General features: G+C 60.2%; 16 protein-coding genes, 1 tRNA gene and 1 pseudogene. 8 read left to right on the top strand and 10 right to left on the bottom strand.

Features of this window, described 5'->3' with window-relative positions; genetic code table 11:
* Window positions 1-14 precede the first annotated feature (14 nt).
* The 5 genes from DBO86_RS02695 to DBO86_RS02675 all read right to left on the bottom strand — a co-directional run bounded on the left by DBO86_RS02695 (window position 15) and on the right by DBO86_RS02675 (window position 4,071).
* Window positions 15-704: an ABC transporter permease gene (locus DBO86_RS02695; RefSeq protein WP_108232924.1), complete on the bottom strand. Its 690-nt coding sequence runs from the start codon at window positions 702-704 to the stop codon at window positions 15-17.
* A 77-nt stretch (window positions 705-781) separates the two neighbouring features.
* A complete protein-coding gene (locus DBO86_RS02690; protein WP_090429601.1) occupies window positions 782-1,477 on the bottom strand; it encodes an ABC transporter permease in 696 nt (231 codons plus the stop codon).
* A 54-nt stretch (window positions 1,478-1,531) separates the two neighbouring features.
* Window positions 1,532-2,284 (bottom strand): ABC transporter substrate-binding protein, encoded by a 753-nt coding sequence (locus DBO86_RS02685; protein WP_108232912.1) that lies wholly within the window; start codon window positions 2,282-2,284, stop codon window positions 1,532-1,534.
* A gap of 15 nt (window positions 2,285-2,299) precedes the next feature.
* Window positions 2,300-3,073 carry an ABC transporter ATP-binding protein gene (locus tag DBO86_RS02680; RefSeq protein ID WP_108232911.1) on the bottom strand — a complete coding sequence of 258 codons (774 nt, stop codon included), beginning with the start codon at window positions 3,071-3,073 and terminating at the stop codon, window positions 2,300-2,302.
* 590 nt (window positions 3,074-3,663) lie between these two features.
* Window positions 3,664-4,071 carry a helix-turn-helix domain-containing protein gene (locus DBO86_RS02675; RefSeq protein ID WP_242408786.1) on the bottom strand — a complete coding sequence of 136 codons (408 nt, stop codon included), beginning with the start codon at window positions 4,069-4,071 and terminating at the stop codon, window positions 3,664-3,666.
* A gap of 107 nt (window positions 4,072-4,178) precedes the next feature.
* On the opposite strand from DBO86_RS02675, the gene DBO86_RS02670 reads away from it, so the two are divergent.
* Complete coding sequence (locus tag DBO86_RS02670) at window positions 4,179-6,980, top strand: DNA methyltransferase (RefSeq protein WP_104729796.1); 2,802 nt, start codon at window positions 4,179-4,181, stop codon at window positions 6,978-6,980.
* Window positions 6,981-7,262: 282 nt separating this feature from the next.
* On the opposite strand, the pseudogene DBO86_RS02660 reads toward DBO86_RS02670, so the two are convergent.
* Window positions 7,263-8,497, bottom strand: a pseudogene (locus DBO86_RS02660) (tyrosine-type recombinase/integrase); the annotation flags it as partial.
* A gap of 399 nt (window positions 8,498-8,896) precedes the next feature.
* Between DBO86_RS02660 and DBO86_RS02655 the strand changes: the two are divergent.
* From DBO86_RS02655 to DBO86_RS02625, 6 genes are all read left to right on the top strand, one after another.
* Window positions 8,897-10,213 carry a tyrosine-type recombinase/integrase gene (locus DBO86_RS02655; protein WP_108232909.1) on the top strand — a complete coding sequence of 439 codons (1,317 nt, stop codon included), beginning with the start codon at window positions 8,897-8,899 and terminating at the stop codon, window positions 10,211-10,213.
* A gap of 2 nt (window positions 10,214-10,215) precedes the next feature.
* Entirely contained in the window at window positions 10,216-10,647 is a 432-nt protein-coding gene (locus DBO86_RS02650; protein WP_108232908.1) for a hypothetical protein, read from the top strand.
* Between the two features lie 726 nt (window positions 10,648-11,373).
* The gene (locus DBO86_RS02635; protein WP_167399092.1) at window positions 11,374-13,608 is read left to right on the top strand and encodes an AAA family ATPase; all 2,235 of its coding nucleotides are present in this window, start codon (window positions 11,374-11,376) and stop codon (window positions 13,606-13,608) included.
* Window positions 13,605-13,898, top strand: a complete 294-nt coding sequence (locus tag DBO86_RS25770; protein WP_146173175.1) for a hypothetical protein — start codon at window positions 13,605-13,607, stop codon at window positions 13,896-13,898. The genes DBO86_RS02635 and DBO86_RS25770 overlap by 4 nt, the downstream gene beginning before the upstream one ends.
* Complete coding sequence (locus tag DBO86_RS02630; RefSeq protein WP_108232904.1) at window positions 13,895-14,308, top strand: DUF5681 domain-containing protein; 414 nt, start codon at window positions 13,895-13,897, stop codon at window positions 14,306-14,308. Before DBO86_RS25770 ends, DBO86_RS02630 begins: the two co-directional genes overlap by 4 nt.
* Window positions 14,309-14,311: 3 nt before the next feature.
* Window positions 14,312-14,851, top strand: a complete 540-nt coding sequence (locus tag DBO86_RS02625; protein ID WP_108232903.1) for a hypothetical protein — start codon at window positions 14,312-14,314, stop codon at window positions 14,849-14,851.
* Between the two features lie 164 nt (window positions 14,852-15,015).
* Here the strand turns inward: DBO86_RS02625 and DBO86_RS02620 are convergent.
* The 4 genes from DBO86_RS02620 to DBO86_RS02605 form a co-directional block, all read right to left on the bottom strand.
* Window positions 15,016-15,091 (bottom strand) — tRNA-Phe (locus DBO86_RS02620).
* Window positions 15,092-15,279: 188 nt separating this feature from the next.
* Window positions 15,280-15,552: an oxidative damage protection protein gene (locus DBO86_RS02615; protein WP_021490485.1), complete on the bottom strand. Its 273-nt coding sequence runs from the start codon at window positions 15,550-15,552 to the stop codon at window positions 15,280-15,282.
* Window positions 15,549-16,616, bottom strand: coding sequence for an A/G-specific adenine glycosylase (gene mutY, locus DBO86_RS02610; protein WP_108232902.1), 1,068 nt, complete (start codon window positions 16,614-16,616; stop codon window positions 15,549-15,551). Before mutY ends, DBO86_RS02615 begins: the two co-directional genes overlap by 4 nt.
* Window positions 16,613-18,838, bottom strand: coding sequence for an AsmA family protein (locus tag DBO86_RS02605; RefSeq protein WP_108232901.1), 2,226 nt, complete (start codon window positions 18,836-18,838; stop codon window positions 16,613-16,615). The genes mutY and DBO86_RS02605 overlap by 4 nt, the downstream gene beginning before the upstream one ends.
* Window positions 18,839-19,213: 375 nt before the next feature.
* Here DBO86_RS02605 and DBO86_RS02600 point away from each other — a divergent pair, with 375 nt between their 5' ends.
* Window positions 19,214-20,872 carry an OFA family MFS transporter gene (locus tag DBO86_RS02600; RefSeq protein WP_108232900.1) on the top strand — a complete coding sequence of 553 codons (1,659 nt, stop codon included), beginning with the start codon at window positions 19,214-19,216 and terminating at the stop codon, window positions 20,870-20,872.
* Window positions 20,873-21,468: the final 596 nt, after the last annotated feature.

Genomic DNA, 21,468 nt, shown 5'->3' with positions numbered 1-21,468 from the left:
GCCGCCCGATTGGCTTAGCGACCCTGGCAGGCGTCGACGCGCAGCCAGCGCTCCAGCAGGCGGAAGGCGCGCACCAGAACGAAGGCGATGACCAGGTAGAACAGGCCTGCGGCAAAGAAGATCTCCACCGGCAGATAGGTGCGCGCGATGATGGTGCGCGCCATGCCGGTCAGCTCCAGCAGCGTCACGGTGCTGGCCAGGGCGCTGGCCTTGAGCATCAGGATCACTTCGTTGCTGTAGGCCGGCAGGCCGATGCGCGCAGCGCGCGGCAGGACGATATAGAACATGGTCTTGGCCCGCGACATACCCAGTGCGCGCGCCGCCTCAACTTCTCCGGGTGGTACGGCCTGGATGGCGCCGCGCAGAATCTCGGCGATATAGGCGGCGGTATGCAAGGTCATGGTGATGATGGCGCACCAGTATGGGTCGCGCAGATAGGGCCACAGCGGCCCCTGGCGCACGGCATCGAACTGCGCCAGGCCGTAGTAGACCAGAAACAGCTGCACCAGTAGCGGCGTGCCGCGGAAGAAGAAGATGTAGCCATACGGCAGGGCGCGCACGTACCAATGCCGGGACGCGCGGGCGATGCCCATGGGTAGGGCGAGGATCAGGCCGGCGACGACGGCGATGGCCACCAGCTCCAGGGTCAGCAGCGCGCCCTGGGACAGGCGCGGCAGCCATTTGATGATCACCGCCCAGTTCAGGCTGGAGAGGCTCGCCCAGAGCGCCAGTGCGATGAGCAGGCCTACTGCGAGCCAGGCGATGGTGGCGGCGTTCTTTCTCATGACGCGCTCCGGACGAAGCCGCGGCTGGCGCGCTTCTCGAGAAAATGCAGGCCGATCATGGCGAGGATGGTCAGGCCCAGATAGATGAAGGCTGCAACCATATAGAAGGTGAAGGGCTCCTTGCTCGCGGTCACCGCGATCTGCGAGCGACGCATGATTTCCTCGAGGCCGATCACCGAGACCAGCGCGGTGTCCTTCATCAGGATCATGAACAGGTTGCCCAGGCCGGGCAGGGCGATGCGCCACATCTGCGGCAGGATCAGCTTCCAGAGGATGCGCCCCTTGGACATGCCCAGGGCCATGCCGGCTTCGCGATGGCCCTTGGGGATGGCCAGGATGGCGCCGCGAAACACTTCGGTGGCGTAGGCGCCGAAGCACAGGCCGAGGGCGATGGTGCCCGCAGCGAAGGCGGAGAGCTCGAGGCTCTCGACGCCGAGCAGGTCGGCCAGGCTGCGCATCAGGCCGACCGTGCCGAAATAGATCAGCAGCACCCAGAGCAGTTCGGGCACGCCGCGCACGATGGTGGAATAGCTGCCGCCGAGCCACTGCAGCGGCTTGTACGGCGAAGTCTTGGCCAGCGCGCCGAGCAGACCGAGCACCAGACCCACCGCCAGCGCGGACAGCGCCAGTTTGATGGTCATCAGGGTGCCGGCCGCCAGGGCGGGGCCGAATCCGTGGAGTTCGAAGATCATCGGAGGGCTCAGGCAACTGCGCCGCCGAGTGGGCGGCGCAATGCCGTCAGGTCATCAATAGATGCTGAACGGGAAGTACTTGTCGTTGATCTGCTTGTAGGTGCCGTCTTCGATGATGGCCTGCAGAGCGGCGTTCAGCTTCTCGCGCAGCGGGTCGCCCTTGCGCACGGCGATGCCGATCTTGTCGTTGTCGAATACCGGGTCGCCCTTGAACTCGAAGTCCTTGCCGGCGTCGCTCTTGAGCCATTCCCAGTTGACGAAGGTGTCGGCCAGCACGCCGTCGAGACGGCCGGAGGCCAGATCGAGGTAGGCGTTTTCCTGGGTGTCGTACAGCTTGATGTCGACCACCTTGCCCAGGTTGTCTTCCAGCCAGGTGCCGGCGATGGTCGCGCGCTGCGCACCGATCACCTTGCCCTTGAGGCTGGCTTCATCGGTCTTGAATTCGGCCGACTTCGGCGCGATGAACTGCAGCTTGTTGGTGTAGTAAGGCTCGGTGAAATCGACCGCGGCCTGACGCTCTTCGGTGATCGACATGGAGGCGATCAGGAAGTCGAACTTCTTGGCGTTGAGGGCGGGGATGATGCCGTCCCAGTCGGAGGTGACCACTTCGCATTCGGCCTGCATCTTGGCGCACAGCGCCTGGCCGATTTCCACGTCGAAGCCGGTGACCTTGCCGCTGGCGTCGATCAGGTTGAAGGGCGGGTAGGCGCCTTCGGTGCCGAGTTTGAGTTTGTCAGCGGCGACAGCGCTGGTGCCGAAAGCCAGGGTAGCGGCCGCGGCCAGCAGGATCTTCTTATAGTTCTGCATGCGTGTTGCTCCGTGTTAGCGATTGCTGGACATGAATTGTTTACAGCGTGCCGATTGCGGGTTGTCAAACACCTGGGCGGGTGGCCCCTGTTCCTCGACCAGGCCCTGGTGGAGGAACACCACCTCGCTGGACACCTGGCGGGCGAAACTCATTTCATGGGTGACCAGCAGCATGGTGCGACCTTCATCGGCAAGTGCGCGGATCACGTTAAGCACTTCTTGTACCATCTCCGGGTCCAGTGCCGAGGTCGGCTCGTCGAACAGAATCACCTTCGGCTGCATGGCCAGGGTGCGGGCGATGGCCGCGCGCTGTTGCTGGCCGCCGGACAGCTGGTTGGGGTAGACGTGACGCTTGTCGGCGATGCCGACCTTGGCCAGCAGCGCCTCGGCCACCTCGATGGCCTCGGCCTTGCTCTGGCCGAGCACGCGGCGCGGCGCCTCGATGATGTTGTCGAGCACGCTCATGTGCGGCCACAGGTTGAAATTCTGGAAGACGAAGCCGATTTCGCTGCGCAGGCGGTTGATCTGCTTGTTGTCGGCAGCAACCAGATCGCCATTCTTCGCGGCCTTGAGCTTGAGCTCCTCGCCGGCGACGAAAATCTGACCCTGGTGCGGGTTTTCCAGCAGGTTGATGCAGCGCAGGAAAGTGGACTTGCCGGAACCGGAGGAGCCGAGAATCGAGATAACGTCGCCGTCTTTGGCAGTCAGGGAAATACCCTTGAGCACTTCGAGATCGCCGTAGCGTTTGTGCAGGTTGCGGATTTCCAGCGCGGGCGTCGCCTCGGCCATGGGGTGGGGTCCTCTTCTTCTTCGAATGCGCTCCGGCGTACGGCGGGCCGTCCTGGCTGGCGGCCAAGCTAGCATAGCGTTTCCGTGACCGCCAAGCCGTTTGCCGGGCGATAGAGGCTCGCTGGGTCGCAGGTGTCGCCTGGTTACAGTTGCTTGTCGCGCAGGCGAAATAATGGCACGAGAAAATTGCCGGAGACAGAAAGCAAAAAGCCCCAGCGCATGGCTGAGGCTCTTTGTCGTATATCAATGGTGCCAGGGACGGAACCGAACTGTGAGCTGCAGGCCTTGTAATAGCTGGCTTTGTTCTCAGGTCGATTTCAGCGATGCCCCTAAAAATGCCCCTAAAACGAAAAGTGCCCACTATTTCAGCGCAATTTACTGCCAAGCAATCCCAAGTCATACCGGCAACAGGCGCTCATCCTAAGTGGCTTGCCGTAATGGGGCAAGGATTGCGCGCCAGTAGTTCCGTTGTGCCGTTTGTCCTGTAGGAATCCAGAGCAGGGATCAGAAGACGGCTCCGGGCTGGAGGTGCTAACTGCGTTCTGCTGGAAGCAGAGTAGTCCGTGGTATATCCGGCGGCTCGGATGACCTCAAGTCTCGGTACTTTGTGACCGGACGAGCACCTTAATCAATTCAATGGCGAGGTTGCGATTGGCAGGCGACAAAGCCTGAAAATGGCGGCGCATCAGTACGACCTCATTTGCGTAGTCTGCTCGCCCTTCCAGCAATGGTGAGGTGTCTGTATCAGAGGCACTTTCAGCTATTGAATATAACTCGGACATGCGAATGCTCAGCGCCTGAGCGATTTTGTGCAGCAGCTCCAGTGATGGCGGATGCTGGTCGCGCTCGACCTTTGAGAGATTGCCGGCATAGGTGTCCGCATCGAAGGCAACCTGTTCCAGCGTTAGCCCCCGCTCAAGTCGAATTTTCCTGATAGCTGCGCCGATTTTCATGGCGCGATTCTGTTGAGCCTTTTCCTGAGCGACAAAGCTGCTCAAGAAAAAATTGCATTCGCTAATTTTCCTTATGAGAACATTCTGTGGTTTTTCGTTTGCTCCAGAAGCAAACGTCACCCATCAAATGATCCAAGGGAAGGAATGCTCTAGTGATCGACAAACTCACCGTCGATGCCATCCGGGCTCGTGCAGTCAAACTGGCCAAGCGCTTCGAGGGAGTCTCTTCGGAGAAGCAGCATGATCAGAATTTCATGCGGGCCTTCTGTGAGGTTTTTGGGGTCGACCCGAACCGGATCGAGTGGCAGTTCAAGGTCAAGCAAGCTGGCCAATCGACGAAGTGGGGGGATGGCCTGCTGCCGGGCATGGCGCTGTTTGAAATGAAGTCGCGCGGCGAAGACCTCGATGCTGCCTATGAGCAGGCATCCAAATACATCGCGCTAATGCCGCAGGACTGGGCTGTGCCGCAGTTCGTCATCATCAGCGACTTCGCCACGGTGAACGTGCATGTCCGGGCTACCGGTGAGCGCCATTCGTTCTCCTTGAGCCAGATGGCGGCAAATCTGGATGTGCTGCTGCCATTGGCAGGTTATGAGGCGCGTGCGGTCGCCCAGGAAAACGAGGCTAACGAGGCTGCAGCTGAGAAGATCGGGCGCTTGCACGACCGTATGAAAGCCGATGGTTATTCGGGCGTGGATCTTGAAAGCTATCTGGTCCGCTTGCTGTTTTGTCTGTTTGCCGATGACACCGGGCTTTTTGGCGAGAACCACCGTTTCCTGGATTTGCTGCGCAACACCCGTGTCGATGGCTCGAATCTGCATGACGAATTGGTCGCGCTGTTTGAAACCCTGAATACCGCTGAGTCCGCCCGGTCAAAGAACCTGCCGGAGCGGTTCAGGGGCTTCCCCTATGTGAATGGAGACCTCTTTGCGGGCGGGCTTGCTCGTTACTACTTCGATGAGGATGGTAGGCGGCTATTGCTGGAGCTGGCTGAGGATGACTGGCGCCTGATCAAGCCGTCGATCTTCGGCTCGCTCTTCCAGGCCATCATGCACCACGAGGATGAGGGAGCGTCCCCGAAGAGTAGAAAGCGCCGGGAGTTGGGTGCCCACTACACCTCCGAGACCAATATCCTCAAGGTCATTCGCCCTTTGTTCTTGGATGACTTATGGGCCGAGTTTGAACAGACCAAGCGCAATCGGGCCAAGCTGGGCTTGCTACATGACCGGCTGGCCAAGATGCAGTTCTTCGATCCTGCATGTGGCTGCGGCAACTTCCTTGTGGTGGCTTACCGAGAGCTACGTCTGCTTGAACTAGCGATCATCGAGCAATTGTATGGCGGCGGAAAATCGCAGTCCGATGTGGCGTTGATGGTGCGTCTCGATGTGGACCAGTTTCATGGTATCGAGATCGATAGCACTGCCGCGCGTATTGCCACCGTGGCCATGTGGCTGACGGACCATCAGATGAACCTCCAGCTGGAGCGGCTTGGTTCATACATGCACCGTCTGCCGCTCACGAAGCGGCCGAACATCCATACGGGCAATGCGCTGAAAGTAGATTGGGCCACCGTCCTGCCGCCGAGTGATGGCTGCGTGGTCATGGGCAATCCACCATTCCTGGGCTACAGCAATCAAAGTGCTGAGCAGCGCGCTGATCTGGCCGAAGTGTTCAGGGACGTCCCAGGGGCCGGTGTGCTCGATTATGTTGCTGGCTGGTACGCCAAAGCTGCTATGTACATACAAGGGCACGAGCGCATTCCAGTGGCGTTCGTATCGACCAATAGCATCACGCAGGGCGAACAGGTCGCGGTGCTGTGGCGCCCACTAATGACGGATGGCCTGCTTGCACGGCATCCCTATCAGCGCGTGCATATCCATTTTGCGCACCGCACATTTCGGTGGAGCAACGAAGGGCGAGGCATCGCGGCGGTGCATTGTGTGATTGTCGGGTTTGGTCTGCGCCCGCAACAGAGCTGCAGGCTCTACGACTACGAGACGCTAACCAGCGAGCCGGTGGAAAGGACTGTCGGACGCATAAATGCCTACCTGGTGGATGCCCCGGAGGTTTTCATCGAGAAGCGCAGGAAACCCATAGGGTCGGGCTGCCTGGAAATGGTCAAGGGTAGTCAGCCTACCGATGGCGGCAATCTACTGTTGAGGGCAGAGGAAGCTGAATGGATTAAGGCCAATGATCCGATAGCCGCAAAGTACATCCGGTCTTTTCTGGGGGCTGAGGAGTTCATCAACAATTTGCCGCGATATTGCCTATGGCTTCTCGACAGCACGGCTCAAGATCGAGCCGCGTCTACTGATATTCAGCGGCGTATGTCGGCAGTGCGTGCTATGCGTTTGGCCAGCCCTAAGTTGCCTACCAAGAAGCTGGCTGATGTTCCGTATCTATTTGGCGAGATTCGCAGAACCGGCAGCACGTATTTGATTATTCCTCGGCACTCGTCAGAGCAACGTGTCTTTTTGCCGATTGGCTATTCCGACGATCAGACAATCTGTGGTGATGCGAACTTTGTGTTGCCTAATGCGGGATTGTTCGAGTTCGGTGTTCTTTGCTCAACGTTCCATAACGCCTGGATGCGAGCGGTCTGTGGTCGTATCAAAAGCGACTATAGGTATTCAAACACCATTGTCTACAACAACTTCCCCTGGCCTTCTGTTGGCAAGGCGCAGCGCGAAAAGGTCTGCCAAGCTGCTCAGGCGGTACTGGACGCACGGACTCTTGAAGAAGGGCGCTGTGCCGCGCAAGGACAGTCATGTTCGTTGGCTGACCTCTATGCTCCTGGCAACATGCCTCGGGAGCTGCTCAAGGCGCATGAGCAGTTGGACAAGGCGGTCGATGCTGCCTATGCGAGCGATGGCTTCAGGTCTTCCCTGGGCGCCGAGGCGGATCGGGTAGCCTTCCTGTTGAACCTTTATCAGCTCAGGGTGGCGGCAGATTGAGGCTGGCGCACATTTCCGCTACAACCTGCTGCTCCAAGTAATTCAGTTGGTGCAAGGTCTCCCAGAACTTGGGCCAGCGCATATACCTGGGCTTTTTCAACTCGCTCAGCGAGGGTCTGAACAGCCCGCCAGTGCATCCAAGCCGAGCCCGCAGCTTGTGTGCCCGATCAATGAGCGTGTCCTCGCGAGATTGCTGCTGGCTGGCGTAGTTGAGCCCTGCGCACAGCCGGCAGGTGAATCGTTCCGTGGCGGGGAGCAAGTACAGGATTGCGGCCCGCCTGCAGCAGTCTGGGCAGGCGAACCAGTGTCGCTGGCCGCCGAGATGGCATGTGGTAAGAAGCAGCTCCATGCAGTAGTCATGAGCGGTCGATGCGCCACCTCGGCTAGCCTGGTAGGTGTCGCGGATTTCGTCGGCGTCGCCGTGCGCAAGCTGGCGCTCGATCCAGTCGCGGTTGTAGCCTCGGCCGTTCAGCTCGGTGCTCAGTAGGTAGGTGGCGGAACCCGTGACCGGTCTGCCGGCCTTCGTAGCCCATCAGGCGCAGGGCTTTGTTGATGGTGTTCTCGCTCATCGGGCGTTCGGCGTTCTGCTGGCCAGGGAACACCAGGTCATAGCGTCCAGTGACTTCTTGAAGCTGGCGCAGGATGGCGACGGCCTGGCGGGGTAGTGGCACTACGTGCGGGCGACGAGCCTTCATACGCTCCTTGGGAGTCGTCCAGGTCGCAGCCTCAAGGTCAAACTCTGCCCAGGGGACGGCGCGCAGCTCACTAGGGCGCGCAGCAGTCAGGATCAGCAGGCGAGTGGCCCAGCGGGTCAGTGCGTTTAGCTTGGCGGCGTCCAACTGCTCCAGCAGCTTGGGCAGTTCGGCGAATGGCACATGCGGATGATGGCGTGCCGCTTTGGGCGGAGCTGCCACTACGTCCAGGTCGGTGGCTGGGTTGTTCTCGACCACGCCACGGGCCAGGCCATAACGGAATATCTGGTGCAGCCATTGGCGAATCTTGCCGGCGGCATTCAGTGTGCCGCGCGATTCGACCTTGCGCACTAGGTCAACCAGTTCCGGGCGGGTGATGGCTGCAATGGGGCGGGAGCCGATGCTGGGCAGTAAGTCGTTCTCCAGGTACAGCTTGGCCTTGTAGGCTGTGCTGTCGGCCCAGCGCGGGGCGTTATAGGCGAACCACTCGCGGCTGACTGTCTCGAAAGTCAGGCTCTCGGTCTTCTGTGCCTGCTTGGCGGCCTTCTTTTGTGCTCCTGGGTCTAGGCCTTCGGCGAGCATGGCTCGTGCTTCGGTGCGCCGTAGGCGTGCTTTAACCAGGGACAGGTCGGGATAGGATAGGCGCCAAGAGATAACGGGGGTCATTTCCCTGCCGCCGAACCTGTACTTGAAACGCCACAGCTTGGAGCCGTTCGGTTTTATGTCTAGGTAGAGGCCTTGGCCGTCTGTGAGCTTGTAGGGTTTTTCCTTGGGTCTGGCTGTCTTGATGGTGGAGTCAGTCAGAGGTGTGGCTTGGCGGGGCATGCGGACACCTTCGTGGGGGCGTCAGAGATGACCGAACCGGCGATGCCCCCAACAATGCCCCCAAACTTTGGGCTTGCAAGGGTGGGGTAGGGAATTGCAGGCAATAAAAAACCGGCTCAGAGGCCGGTTTTTCGGGGCTTTCAGGCGGTTTAGGCAATGCCTGAAAACTATGTATGGTGCCCAGGGACGGAATCGAACCGCCGACACGGGGATTTTCAATCCTATTTTTTATTGTTTTGCCGTGCTTGTTTGTCATTGATAGAATCAAGCAAAATCAAGGCTTACAGCACTTTTTAGGCAGTGCTGGCATTGATTGGGTTTTCTTACATTTCGGGAAATTCTCTTACATTTGCCGTTACATACCTTGGCGATGTAAGAGGCAGACAGAGGCCCCCCAGCATGGCTAAGGTTTCATTCACGGCAAAACGAATCAGTGAGTTCGGTTGCCCGACAGGTAAGCAGCAGGCCTTTTTGTGGGATACCACAGCGCCAGGGCTGGGCTTGAGAGTCACGCCGACCGGAAAGCCCGCCTTTGTGTTCCAGAGCCTTTACCAAGGCAAAACCCTACGCATAACCATTGGTAGTCCTGAGGCATGGTCTATAGCCGACGCCCAGGCCAAGGCCAGGGAGTTGCAGCGCCTCATTGATGAGGGAGCAGACCCCAGGGAGAAGAAGCGCCAGCAGCTTGCCCAGGCTGATGCCGCCAGGGTGCGGCGTGAGGCAGAGGCGGTAACGGTTGCGGAGGCGTGGAAAGCCTACACAGAGGCCCGCGCCGTTCGCTGGGGAGATCACCACAAGCGCGACCATGACCGGCTGGCGCGTTCGCCGGGTGTGACCAAGAAGGGCAAGCCTACCAATGCCGGCCCGTTACATACTTTTATGGGCAGACGATTAGCCGACCTGACGCCCGCTGTTATCGAGCAATGGGCGAAACAAGAAGGCCAGGTAAGACCCACAGCAGCGCGGCTAGGGTGGAGGCTCTTAAAGGCCTTTCTGGCGTGGTGCGGCAATCAGCCGGAATATGGGGCCTTGTTGCAGGAGAACCCGGCCAGCACCAAGGTTGCCCGTGAGGCATTGGGCAAGCCACAGGCCAAGCAGGACGTATTGCTTAAGGAGCAACTGCCCGCCTTTTTTGTGGCAGTTCGAGGGCTGAGCAGCCCCGTTATTTCTGCATACATGCAAGCCATGTTGTTGACCGGAGCAAGGCCAGGCGAACTGCTGGCGCTAAAGTGGCAGGACGTTAACAGCCAGTGGAAAAGCATCACCCTACGCGACAAGGACGAAAGCAAAGGCGGCAAGGACGGCACGCGAACAATTCCCCTGACGCCCTATGTTGAGCATCTGCTAGCCGGGCTGCCGCGCCGTGGGGAATGGGTTTTTTCCAGTGACACCCCTAGCCGGCCAATCAGCCCGCCACGCCGCCGGATGGCAGACCTTGCCCGCGTGTTAAATGTTGAGGGCTTAAGCCTGCATGGTTTGCGCCGTTCATTTGGCAGCCTTAGCGAGTGGCTGGAGTTGCCGGCAGGATCTATTGCACAGATTCAAGGGCACAAACCCAGCGCGACAGCGGAAAAGCATTACCGCGTTCGCCCCCTAGACTTGTTGCGAGTGCATCACGAACGGTTTGAGGCCTGGATTCTGGAGCAGGCGGGAATCAGCTTTGACCGCAATCAGCAGCCCGGCGGGTTGCGGGTTGTTGGTGGCAAGGAGGCCTGAGCATGGACATATCAGAATTGGTTGGTGAATGGCCCAGAATTATGAGCCTTGAAAAAGAAGGGGCGCTGACAAAAAAGGATGTGCTTGAAGCGTTACGCTCTGGTGAGCCTGTGCCGCCGAAAGTGGCATTGTTTTTGGCAGATATCCTGGATGGAACTTACAGATTCAAATCCGGTAAGAAGCCTAAGGGAATTTTTACAAAGCGAGTTGCTTGGATTTTGTTTGAGCACTTAAAAAAAGAACTTGAAGCAGGAGACCTAAGCGGTATCTGCGAACCTGAAGAGCGGCGGTGTATAGAGGGCGACCTAGCCGCAGGTGAGACGCCGTATTCGATAGCTCTTAGAGTTACGGCAAAAACGTACGATATCAGCACGCGCCAGCTTGAAGCCTATATATCTGATTGCCGAAGAATTGGGGGGGTAATGCTTCGGTGACGCTGGAAAATATCTACGAATAATAAGGAGCCTCAAGGCAAATTTATGAGGCTCAATCATGCATCAGCAAAGCACCATCACACCAAGCAGCTTTCCCCCGCTAGACCAAGAAACGCGCCCCACAGTAAGCACGGCAGCTGCCGCCTATTACCTAGACCGCAAAATGCAGACCCTCCATATCTGGGCATGTAAGGAGAACGGCCCCGTTCGACCTGTTCGCGTGCATGGTCGCCTAGCTTGGCCAGTGGCTGAGATTAGGCGTGTGCTGGGCGTAGAGGGCTGAAAAATGAACAAAAAAAAGGCCCCAGACCAGACAGCCCAGAGCCACAACACACAGTCAAACCATAGCATACCGCCCCGCATGATGCGCTTGGCGCTAGCCCTGCTGGAGAACCCGGCGGGCGTGCCCCGTGAAGTAGCCGACAAGATAGCCCCGGCCAGTAACGGCCCCCACTACATAGGGAGGCTACGCAGCCGCCTTGGTTTAGAGATCCCATGCGAGCGCGTGAACTGCACCACGAAGGACGGGGAGGCCAGTTGGTATGGGGTTTACAGCCTGACCCCTAGCGACCGGCGCATATTGCTGGAGGCGCTGCAATGACCGCCCTACAGCACGCAATTTACGCAGACGGTAGCACGGCACCACACCCAGCCAGGCTAAGCCTATTCAGCAGCCATAACGAAACCACAGCGGCGCGGTTCATAACCCTAGCCGAGCTGGGGGGTATGGCAGAGCGGCCAACCATCGGCCCCAAGGGCAATGCGGCACTGATAACGCCGTTTGAGAGCCAGCGCAAAACAGCCGAGGCGGCCAGGCAATCCAAGTTTGCAGCTATTGCCATAGACCACGACAGCGACAGCCGGACGGGGGCAGATATTCGCACCCTGTATGGCCCCGCTGGCCTGGATGTTTGTTATCTGGCCTTCACCAGCAGCCACCACATGCAGCAGAAGAACGGGGAGCCAGCCGCGCCCCGCTGGAAAGTGCTTGTGCCCTTTGCCGCGCCAGTAGACGCCGACACAGCGGCCCAGCTTGCGGCAGGCATTGCCTATTCACTCACAGCCGACCCGGCGCAGGCGCGCAAGCAGCAGGGTTTTTACGCCCCCAACAAGCTGCAAGCTAACGCCCCGTATGAGGTCATAAACGAACTGGGGGAGCCTTGGCAGTGGCTTTACCCCGACGATGCCGAGAGCTGTTTTATTCAAGAGGCGGTGCGGGGCTGGGCGGAATTTCAGGAAGCTGAGGCCCAGGCAGCCAGCCAGGCTAAGGCAAGGCCCCGACCCCTGACGACAGAGCAGGCCGGCATTGTTGGTCGGATCCTACAGGCTTACCCCTTGGCCGGGCTGCTGGTGCAGGACGGCTACAAGCGCAAAGGAAAAGGCTTGTACTTGTCGCCCTACAGCAGCAGCGGGGTTGCAGGCGTAAAGCTGCTGGAGCGCGACGGGAAGCAGGTTGTTTACAGTCATCACGGCCCAGCGGATCCGCTATCGGCCAGCAATCACGATGGGCACGCCTTAGATGCAGCGGACGTGCTTTGCGCCCTGAGGTATGGCGGGGACGTTGCCCGCATGATTCAGGTGGAAGCCAGGGGCCTGGACAGCGAAGGGCAGCAGCAGCGCCAGCGCGAACATATGCAGGAGCAGGAGCGCCAGCGCAAAGCAGAGGCGTTTAATGCCCCGCCGGTAGTTGATGCGATAACAGCACCAGCACCAGCACCAGCAGCAGAGCCGCACCACCTGACCCGCTTTGTTGACATAGGCCAACAGCCAGAGCCGCCCGCCTGGATACTGCCGGGTTTCATTGCGGAAGGCGTGGTAATGATTGCGGGCGGGCATGGTGTGGGCAAAACCACGACCTTGCTACCCCTTGCCCTAGCCGCTGCTGGGGTGCATCCGCCCCAGTACGAATTAGCGCCGGCACATTGGCGGCATGTTGTTTACATAACAGAGGACGTGGCACAGGCCGGGCGTATCGTCGCCGGTTACGGGGAGTATCTGGACTGGCCAGGCGGTAGGGGGGTGCCCGACAGGATCCGGGAGCGTTTGCATGTAGTTGAAGCCCGACGGGCTGGTGCTGGGTATGTCGTGCAAGCGGGCGGCTATTACCGGGAACACTTCACGCGGACTGTTACCACTACCGGAGCCGATGGGCGGCAGTACACAGCCGAGCTATTACCGCTGGTTGCTATCGACACCCTGGCCGCAACTATCCACCTGGAGAACGAGAACGACAACAGCGAGGCTAGCGCAGCCATTGCGGCCCTTAAACAGCAGTTTGCGGGCTTGCCCGTGTGGATCATAGGACACACGGCAAAAGCCAACCTTAGCCGGTCTGACGCCATTACAGCCCGTGGAGCAAGCGCGTTTGAAGCAGACGCCAATCAGGTGCTGTATTTGGTAAACGAGGACAGCAAGGGACGCTGGCTGATGCGGGGCAAAACCCGCTTTGAAGCGAAGTGGCCAGAGCTGGAAATCCACAGCGACAGCCGAACGGTTACAGCAGTTAATCGGTTTGGGGATGAGGAAAGCCTAACCCTTCGATGGGCAGTTGCCGTGCCACCAGAGCAAGGGCGGGCGCAACGGATAGAGCAAGCCAAGGTAGAGAGCGCAGAGCGCGACAGGGACGCCCTGAGAGCGCGCATTCTGGCGACGGTTGCCGATGCCTTCGCGGACGGTAAGCGGCTCAACAAGACAGCCGTACGCAGCCAGGTTGGCGGCAACGCAACCACCACCGGCCATTGCATTGATGCCCTGCTAGCTGATGGCTGGTTGTTTGAGGTGGAGATTCCGACAACAGACCGGCTAAAGGGCAAGCCCAGCTTTCTAGTTGCCCTAGATGAATCCGAAAGGCAGGCATTCACAGCAACAGGGGAGCTTCCGGCGCACAAGCTGGCCATACCGCCGGACTGGAGAAAACAGCCCGAGCCGAAGCCGGAACCTGCAAAGGAGGCCGGGGCATGAGAAATAGAACGATAAGGAACGACAACGGGCAAAACGGGCGTTTTCTTAGCCGTGCTGGTGGCCTTGTTTGGCCGTTCCAGTTTGGCCGTTCCCCTAAGGAAAAGAACGACGGAACGGCATGGCGGGGCTTAAATCCCCCCGCCCATTTGCCCGTTATTCCAGCTATTGAGAACGACAAGGAACGACAAGGAACGGACAGGAACGACAAGGGGGAAAACACCCCCACCAGCCCGGCTAAGGAACACAGCCCCGCCCTGTTATCTACAGCCAAAAATCAGGGGGCAGCATGAGCAAGTTCCAAAAAGGCCAGAGCGGGAACCCCAGCGGCAGGCCCAAGGGTGCGCTTGGCATGGCGGGAAGGTTGCGGGCGGCGATTCAGGGCGATGCGGAGCAGATTATTCAGAGTCTGATAACCCAAGCGAAAGGAGGCGACACGGCAGCGGCCAAGTTGCTGCTAGACCGCGTATGCCCAGCACTCAAGCCTGAGGCGCAAGCGGTTGACCTGGAGCAGCTGGCGACCGGCAGTCTTATCGAGAAAGCAGAGGCGGTGCTATCGGCGGCTGGTGCTGGAGAGCTTGCCCCGGACGTTGCAGCCCAGCTTGTGCAATCCGTGGCGACACTGGCCAAGGTTGCGGAAATTGACCAGCTACAGCAGCGCCTAGAGTCGCTGGAGAAGCTGCTAGCGAAGAAGGAGGGGTAAGCCATGCTCACAACAACGAAGCGCAGCACGGCCCTTTATGGGCGGCTGAGCAATGCCCAGAAAGCGGCCCTTTGTTTCAATGCGGTCTGCACTGGCCAGATTGATGAGGCAGAAAAGGTATTCGCCACCGTCGAGCGGTTCACCTACAAGATGAGCGATGCCGAGTTCCACAAGTGGAACGATGCCTTTTCGTCATTGGTGGCCGTGTTCGGGCTGATGTACTGGCAGCAGGAGAGCCGGCGGGGCTTTGTGTCTGGCGCAATGGTTGCGGTTGACCTGGCAGACCTACGCAGCCGCGAGGCGGGGCAAGAAATTGACGAGGCCAGAGGTGTGGAAACCCTGGAGCTGTTGCGGCGTATATCAGGCCAGCAGGCGGCATTGGTGGCAGCTATGCAGGAGCATTGCACCCAGCACCGGCTAGAGTGGGAGGCGGTTTTGTTTTTTGCCGACATAGACGCTGCCCGCTTGCCCAAGGACGCGCCGGATCCTGGATGGCTGGAGAGGTACCGAAAGGAGCTAGGGCAGTTATTGCCGAGCTGCTGACCAGAAAAGGCCCTGCACTAAGCGGGGCCTTTCTGTTTCTGGGCAGTGGAAAGCGGCACCAGCGCAGCACGCGCTTTTCGGAAATGCTCTTACATTTCCCGTTACGCAATCCCAAAAAGCAAAAAGGCCATCTGGTGAGAGCTGGCCTAAGTGCTTGATTTATATGGTGCCCAGGGACGGAATCGAACCGCCGACACGGGGATTTTCAATCCCCTGCTCTACCAACTGAGCTACCTGGGCCAACGGGGCGCTATTAGACGGATTTGAAGGATCAGTGTCAAGCGCGGGTTTGAAAAATATTTAATTATTTCGGGCGCTTAGGTTCGTGAGGGGTAGGGTGCGCCGTGCGCACCGCTATCGAGAGCCTGACGGCTGGTGTGCAGGGTTACCAGTCCTTATCGCGGCTAAAGCCCCTCCCACAAGCATTCTTATTCGCTTGGCGGTACGTAGCCTTCGGCCTGAGCGTATTCCTCGCCGGAGAGGAACTTGTCCATCTCGGCCTGGAGGAACTTGCGGTCTTCGGCGTTCATCATGTTCAGGCGACGCTCGTTGATCAGCATGGTCTGGTGCTTTTGCCACTCGTCCCAGGCCTGCTTGGAAACATTGGTGAAGATGTCTTCGCCTTTGGGGCCGGGGTAGGGCGCGCGATCCAGGCCGGGCAGTTCCTGTTTGTATTTGCGGCACTGTACGGTGCGGGTCATGTCGGTTCTCCAGCGGTAATGGCTTGCGCCGCGCGTTTTAGCAGCTTCTTCACCGGGGCGGCGAGGCCCAGGCGCGGCGGGGTGGCGAGGTTATACCAGAGCCAGTCGGCCTCGGCCACGCGACCTGGCTGTTCGGTTGCCTCGATCAGCCAGGGTTCGATGGCCAACTGGAAATGGCTGAAGGTGTGGGTCAGGCCTTCCAGTTCGCGGCGTTCGCCGAGTGCGAGCTGTTGCTGCTGGCCGAGCTCGTCGAGCTGTGACAGGTCATCCAGTTCCGGCAGGCTCCAGAGTCCGCCCCATAGCCCGGTGGAGGGGCGACGATAGAGCAGGATGTCACCGGCAGCGTTGACCAGCAGCGGCATCAGCGTGCGTTTCTGCGGCAGTGCCTTGCGCGGCTTGGACACCGGGTAGCGGATTTCCAGGCCGAGCAGATGGGCCTGACAGCCGCTGCGCACCGGGCACAGCAGGCAGGTGGGTTTGCTGCGGGTGCAGAGGGTGGCGCCGAGGTCCATCATCGCCTGGGTGTAGTGGTTGACCCGCTCGTGTGGAGTGAAGCGCTCGGCGACGTCCCACAGCTGTTTGGCCACTTTCGGCTCGCCAGGATAGCCCTCCTGCGCGACGTAGCGCGCCAGCACACGCTTGACGTTGCCGTCGAGGATCGGCGCTCGTACGCCCATGCTCAGGCTGGCGATGGCGCCGGCGGTGGAGCGGCCGATGCCGGGCAGTTCGCTGAGCGCCTCTACGCTGCGCGGGAACTCGCCACCGTGCTCACGCATGACGATCTGTGCGGTCTTCTGCAGGTTGCGCGCGCGGGTGTAGTAGCCCAGGCCGGTCCACAGGTGCAGCACTTCGTCTTCCGGCGCTTCGGCCAGGTCCTTCACGGTCGGCAGCGCGGCCATGAAGCGATCGAAGTAGCCGAGCACGGTGCTGACCTGGGTCTGCTGCAGCATGATTTCCGACACCCAGACGCGATACGGGGTGATGTTCTGCTGCCAGGGTAGATCCTTGCGCCCGTGCTGGTCGTACCAGGCCAGCACGGCGCCGTTGAACTGCTCGGGGCTCATCGGTTGAACAGGCCCTTGAGTGCGTCTTTCAGATCCGGGCTGACCTTGTCGCCGAGCTTCTCTTCCAGCTTCTCGGTCAGCTTGTTGCCGGCCAGGCGTGCGGCGATCTTGCCGAGGCCGTCCTGATCCAGGCGGCAGGCCTTGGCGCCGAGTTCCAGCGGGCCACGGCAGCGCAGCGGCCATTCGATGCCGACGTAGCGCTCGTTGACCTGGCAGGCCGGGTCGGGCATTTCGCGCTGATCACCTTCCAGCGCGATACCCACCTTGTAGTCGAGGCCGAGCACGCGCAGGTCGAGGTCGCCGTTGCCGCTGACTGCCAGGCCCGGCACCTGGGCCTTTAGGTCCGGGTTGTGGGCGATGCCATCGCGCACGCTGAGGCTGCCCTTGAGTTCGCGGAAGGGGGTGTCCTTGCCGGTTGGCGGGTTGCTCAGCGCCTTGCGGTTGAGGGTGGCGATGCCGCGGCACAGCTGCTGTTCGAGGTTGGCGTCGACCAGCACACCGTCGTTGAGGACGAAGCTGGCGTTGCCGTTGAGCGCTTCGACCCAGGCCTTCTGGCTGTTGCCGCGCGTGTTGAACTTGGCATCGAGGTCGAGCAAGCCCTTGATCGGCGAAGGCTGGTCGTCCTTCTTCAGCAGTGGCTCCAGCGGCATGCGGCTGACGCGTTGTTCCAGGCTGAGCATCGGCTCGGTCTGGCGCACGTCTATGCGTCCGCTGCTGACGAAGCTGCCGCCCTGCAGTTTGCCGCGCGCCTCTTCCACGGTGATCAGGCCGCCACGGCCATTGGCCTTGAGATTGACGTCGCTGAGTTGATGCTTGTCGTAGGTGAGCTGGGCGAGGCTGAGCGCCAGTTGCAGGTCGAGTTTGCGCAACTGGTCCACCGGCAGCACTTTCTCGTCGCTCCAGGCCTGCTGGGTGGGTTTGTTGGGCAGTGGGGTGGAGCCGTCCTTGCCGGCGCCGGCGATGCTCTCCTTGACTTCGGCCTTGCGCGCTGCTGCGGCGCTGTCCTGGGTTTTGGGCGGCAGGTAACGGTTCAGATCGAGCTTGTCGCCCTTGAGGTCAGCGCGCAGGGCCTGCTTGGCGAAGTCGCTCACGCCGAGCTTGCCAGTGAAGGTGCTGCCGTCGAGCTTGAGGTTGAGCTCTTCGAACATCATGCCCTGGCGCGAACCGTTGAGGCGGGTGACCAGTTCGAACTGGCTGAGGCTATCGCTGGCCTGCATGGCCGGCAGTTCGACGCCGATACCGTCGAGAAACTCACGCAGGTTGAGCGCGGCGATGGACAGCCCGCCGGAGATCTTCGCGTCCTGATTCAGCTCGCGTGACTTGATTTCGCCGAGGGCGCGCAACTGGTTGGCGGAGAGCTTGAGGCCATTCCACTCGGCGACGTTGGCGGCCTGGTCGAGCAGCAACTGGCCCTGGGCGGAGAAATTCAGGGTCTTGCCCTTGAGCGGCTCGCCCGAGGCTTCGCCGCTCAATTTGAGGTCTTCGAACTGGTAGCGCTTGAGCGCGCGGTCGAAGCGCAGTGCGCCCTCCACCTCGCTGCGTGCGCGCAGCAGCGGCTGATTGGTGCCGAAGAAGGCGCTGAGCTTGACCGGGATACTGGCGCCTTCGCGGATGGCGCCGGTTTTCAGCTCGATGTTCTCGACGGTGAATTGCTGGCCCTTCTGCGCGTCGCTGTAGTCGATGCGCGAGTTGCTCAGGGTCAGGCTGTCGATATCTAGTTTGAGCGGCTGGCCGGCTGGCTTTTCGCTCGGCTGGCTCGGCTGCGTGTCTTCACTTGGCGCTGGTTCGCTGGGCGCCGGCTGCGGCGCGCTGGCCTGAGCCGGGCGGCCGACGCCTTCCCAGTTGCCATGGCCTTTGTCGTCACGCTGCAGGTTGAGGTTGAGGCCGTCGACGCGGATGTCGCTCATCTGCACTTCCTTACGCAGCAACGGCATCACGCGGACGGAAAGGCCGATCATGCGCAGGTCGGCGAACGGTTTGTCCGGGGTGTCGGCGCTGGCCAGGGTGGCGTCGGTCAGTTCCAGGCCCAGCCAGGGAAACAGGCTCCAGCCAATGTCACCCTTGAGCTGCAAGTCGAGGTTGGCCTTGTCGTGGGCGATCTGGCGGATCTCGTCCTTGTAGTCGTTGGGATCGAACAGATGAGTCAGGGCGAACAGCAGCGCCACTACGATCAGCAGTAAGCCGAGAAGGAACAGGCCCAGGATCTTGCCTAACGCTTTCATGAACGGGTCCTTGGTTTTGAGAGCTGGAATGGCGGATGCAGATAAGCGCCGAGTATAACGCCATGCCTCACGGCCAGGCGCCTGGCAAGGCGGGTGGGCGGTAGCCGGCTCGAGTTTGGATGGAAAACGCTGCGGGCGGTTCCCCGACAAGCAAATAAGGCGTGCAAGGGCAGGGTGTATCGACGCTATCTATCGCGCCATAGATGGGGTCTTTTGGGTTTTTGCGGGAAAAGCAAAAAAACTGCATAAATTGATAAAAAATGGCTTCTTGCGCGGCGATTTGTCGCGCCCTGGTGCTACTCTCCGCAAGCTTTTGCCTTGGCGGGCTGATGCGGTCGCCTTTGCTTGCTCGTAACCATAAGAAGAGACACACCTATGACTGACGCCTTTGTATTGGACGGCGATGTGGCGAAGCCTGCCTTTCTGTCCAAGGAGCGCATCATCGCGCGCCCTGGTTTCAACCGTTGGTTGGTTCCGCCAGCCGCCCTCGCCATTCACCTGTGCATCGGCATGGCCTATGGCTTCTCGGTGTTCTGGTTGCCGCTGTCGAAGGCGGTCGGTATCACCGCTGCCACGGCCTGTGCCCCGGAAATGGGTTTCTTCGAGCAAATCTTCGCCAGCAACTGCGACTGGCAGATTTCCATGCTCGGCTGGATCTACACCCTGTTCTTCGTTTTCCTCGGTTGCTCGGCTGCCATCTGGGGTGGCTGGCTGGAGCATGCCGGTCCGCGCAAGGCAGGCGTGGTTTCCGCACTGTGCTGGTGCGGCGGTCTGCTGATTTCCGCGCTGGGTATCTATACCCATCAGATCTGGCTGCTCTGGCTGGGCTCGGGGGTGATCGGTGGTATCGGTCTCGGCCTGGGCTACATCTCGCCGGTCTCGACCCTGATCAAATGGTTCCCGGACAAGCGTGGCATGGCCACCGGTATGGCGATCATGGGTTTCGGTGGCGGTGCGATGGTCGGTGCGCCGCTGGCAGCGATGCTGATGAACCACTTCGCTTCGCCTGAAGGTGTCGGTGTGTGGCAGAGCTTCGTGGTCATGGCGGTGATCTACTTCGTCTTCATGATGGGCGGCGCGCTGTCCTACCGTGTGCCGCCGACCGGCTGGAAACCGGCAGGCTGGACCGCGCCGGCAGCCAAGGCCAACAACGTGATGATCACCAAAGGGCACGTGCACGTTAATACTGCGTGGAAAACCCCGCAGTTCTGGCTGGTCTGGGCCGTACTGTGCCTGAACGTCTCGGCCGGTATCGGCATCATCGGCATGGCTTCGCCGCTGCTGCAGGAGGTGTTCGCCGGCAAGCTGATCGGTGTCGACCTGGCCTTCAACGAGCTCAGCTCCACGCAACTGGCCGAGATCGCCGCCATCGCTGCCGGCTTCACCGGTCTGCTCAGTCTGTTCAACATCGGTGGCCGCTTCTTCTGGGCTTCCTGCTCGGACTTCATCGGGCGCAAGGGCACCTACTTCGTGTTCTTCGGCCTGGGCTTCGCGCTCTATGCTGCGGTGCCGATGCTGGGTCAGCTGGGCAGTCTGGCGCTGTTCGTGCTGGCGTTCTGCGTGATCCTGTCGATGTATGGCGGTGGTTTCGCCACCGTGCCGGCCTATCTGGCCGACCTGTTCGGCACACAGATGGTCGGCGCGATCCACGGTCGCCTGCTGACGGCCTGGGCGGTGGCCGGTGTGCTCGGCCCGGTGTTGGTCAACTACCTGCGCGAATATCAGCTGAGCATCGGTGTGGAGAAGGCGGCAGCCTACGACATCACCCTGTACATCCTCGCCGGCCTGCTGGTGCTGGGCTTCATCTGCAACGCCCTGGTGCGTCCGGTGGCGCCGAAGTACTTCATGACCGAGGCCGAGCTGGCCGCCGAGCGCGCCCATGGCGAGAAGTCGGCGCCGGCAGCGAGCGAGCTGGAGTGGTCGGCTGATCCGTCGAGCAAGCCGGTGGCGGTTGCCGCCTGGCTGGTGGTGGGTATTCCGCTGGCCTGGGGTGTGTGGATCACCCTGCAGAAGACCGTCGTGCTGTTCCAGTAACGTCGTGCTTCTGGGAAAAGCCCGCTCAGGCCTCGCGCCTGCGCGGGCTTTTTCGTATCTGCCCGTCCGACCATCGCCGGTAGCCGTTGCCGCCCTGGCCCGCCTATAATGCTGGCCTTTGTGCGACACGTTGAACGTGTCGTGCTTGGTTTGGTTAATGCGCCTAGGCACCTTAATCCCTTGCTATCAGGGGGTTTGAAGCCCGAAAAAGCATTCAACAAACCGGCTCAGCCTGGTTAATCCACACCCTGGGGACGCTTCGTTTTGGCGGGGATGGATAGCAAAAGCTGTATCTGTTCAAACCCTAAAATGGGTCAATGAGCGGTTACAGAAACAGGATAGTAACGTTCAGCTATCGTCGAATTGTTACTAAAAATGTCTGACCCGAGGGTGAATTTGCCCTCCGGGCAGAACTCACCCCTGCACGTCCGGCAGTGAGCCAATTCACCGTCGTGAGACGTTGTAGGGTGTTGAACCAAGCACGGAGCGAAAAGCTCCGAATCGCATTGCTCAACTTCGCTTGTATAGGAAGTACCGAGCCTGGCATGTACCTGCCAGTTCATTAGATCGGCATGCGTCAGGGGCCAACCCTGGGG

Origin of the sequence: Ectopseudomonas oleovorans (assembly GCF_003052605.1) — a bacterium.
Lineage (GTDB): Bacteria > Pseudomonadota > Gammaproteobacteria > Pseudomonadales > Pseudomonadaceae > Aquipseudomonas > Aquipseudomonas oleovorans_A.
This window is presented reverse-complemented; position numbering and strand designations above follow the sequence as displayed.

What these genes read in the sequence shown, in the direction of transcription:
- DBO86_RS02690 (WP_090429601.1), bottom strand. Translation starts at nt 1,477, where the DNA reads ATGATCTTCGAACTCCACGGATTCGGCCCCGCCCTGGCGGCCGGCACC.
- DBO86_RS02685 (WP_108232912.1), bottom strand. Translation starts at nt 2,284, where the DNA reads ATGCAGAACTATAAGAAGATCCTGCTGGCCGCGGCCGCTACCCTGGCT.
- DBO86_RS02680 (WP_108232911.1), bottom strand. Translation starts at nt 3,073, where the DNA reads ATGGCCGAGGCGACGCCCGCGCTGGAAATCCGCAACCTGCACAAACGC.
- DBO86_RS02655 (WP_108232909.1), top strand. Translation starts at nt 8,897, where the DNA reads ATGGCTAAGGTTTCATTCACGGCAAAACGAATCAGTGAGTTCGGTTGC.
- DBO86_RS02650 (WP_108232908.1), top strand. Translation starts at nt 10,216, where the DNA reads ATGGACATATCAGAATTGGTTGGTGAATGGCCCAGAATTATGAGCCTT.
- DBO86_RS02635 (WP_167399092.1), top strand. Translation starts at nt 11,374, where the DNA reads ATGGCAGAGCGGCCAACCATCGGCCCCAAGGGCAATGCGGCACTGATA.
- DBO86_RS25770 (WP_146173175.1), top strand. Translation starts at nt 13,605, where the DNA reads ATGAGAAATAGAACGATAAGGAACGACAACGGGCAAAACGGGCGTTTT.
- DBO86_RS02630 (WP_108232904.1), top strand. Translation starts at nt 13,895, where the DNA reads ATGAGCAAGTTCCAAAAAGGCCAGAGCGGGAACCCCAGCGGCAGGCCC.
- DBO86_RS02625 (WP_108232903.1), top strand. Translation starts at nt 14,312, where the DNA reads ATGCTCACAACAACGAAGCGCAGCACGGCCCTTTATGGGCGGCTGAGC.
- DBO86_RS02615 (WP_021490485.1), bottom strand. Translation starts at nt 15,552, where the DNA reads ATGACCCGCACCGTACAGTGCCGCAAATACAAACAGGAACTGCCCGGC.
- mutY (WP_108232902.1), bottom strand. Translation starts at nt 16,616, where the DNA reads ATGAGCCCCGAGCAGTTCAACGGCGCCGTGCTGGCCTGGTACGACCAG.
- DBO86_RS02605 (WP_108232901.1), bottom strand. Translation starts at nt 18,838, where the DNA reads ATGAAAGCGTTAGGCAAGATCCTGGGCCTGTTCCTTCTCGGCTTACTG.
- DBO86_RS02600 (WP_108232900.1), top strand. Translation starts at nt 19,214, where the DNA reads ATGACTGACGCCTTTGTATTGGACGGCGATGTGGCGAAGCCTGCCTTT.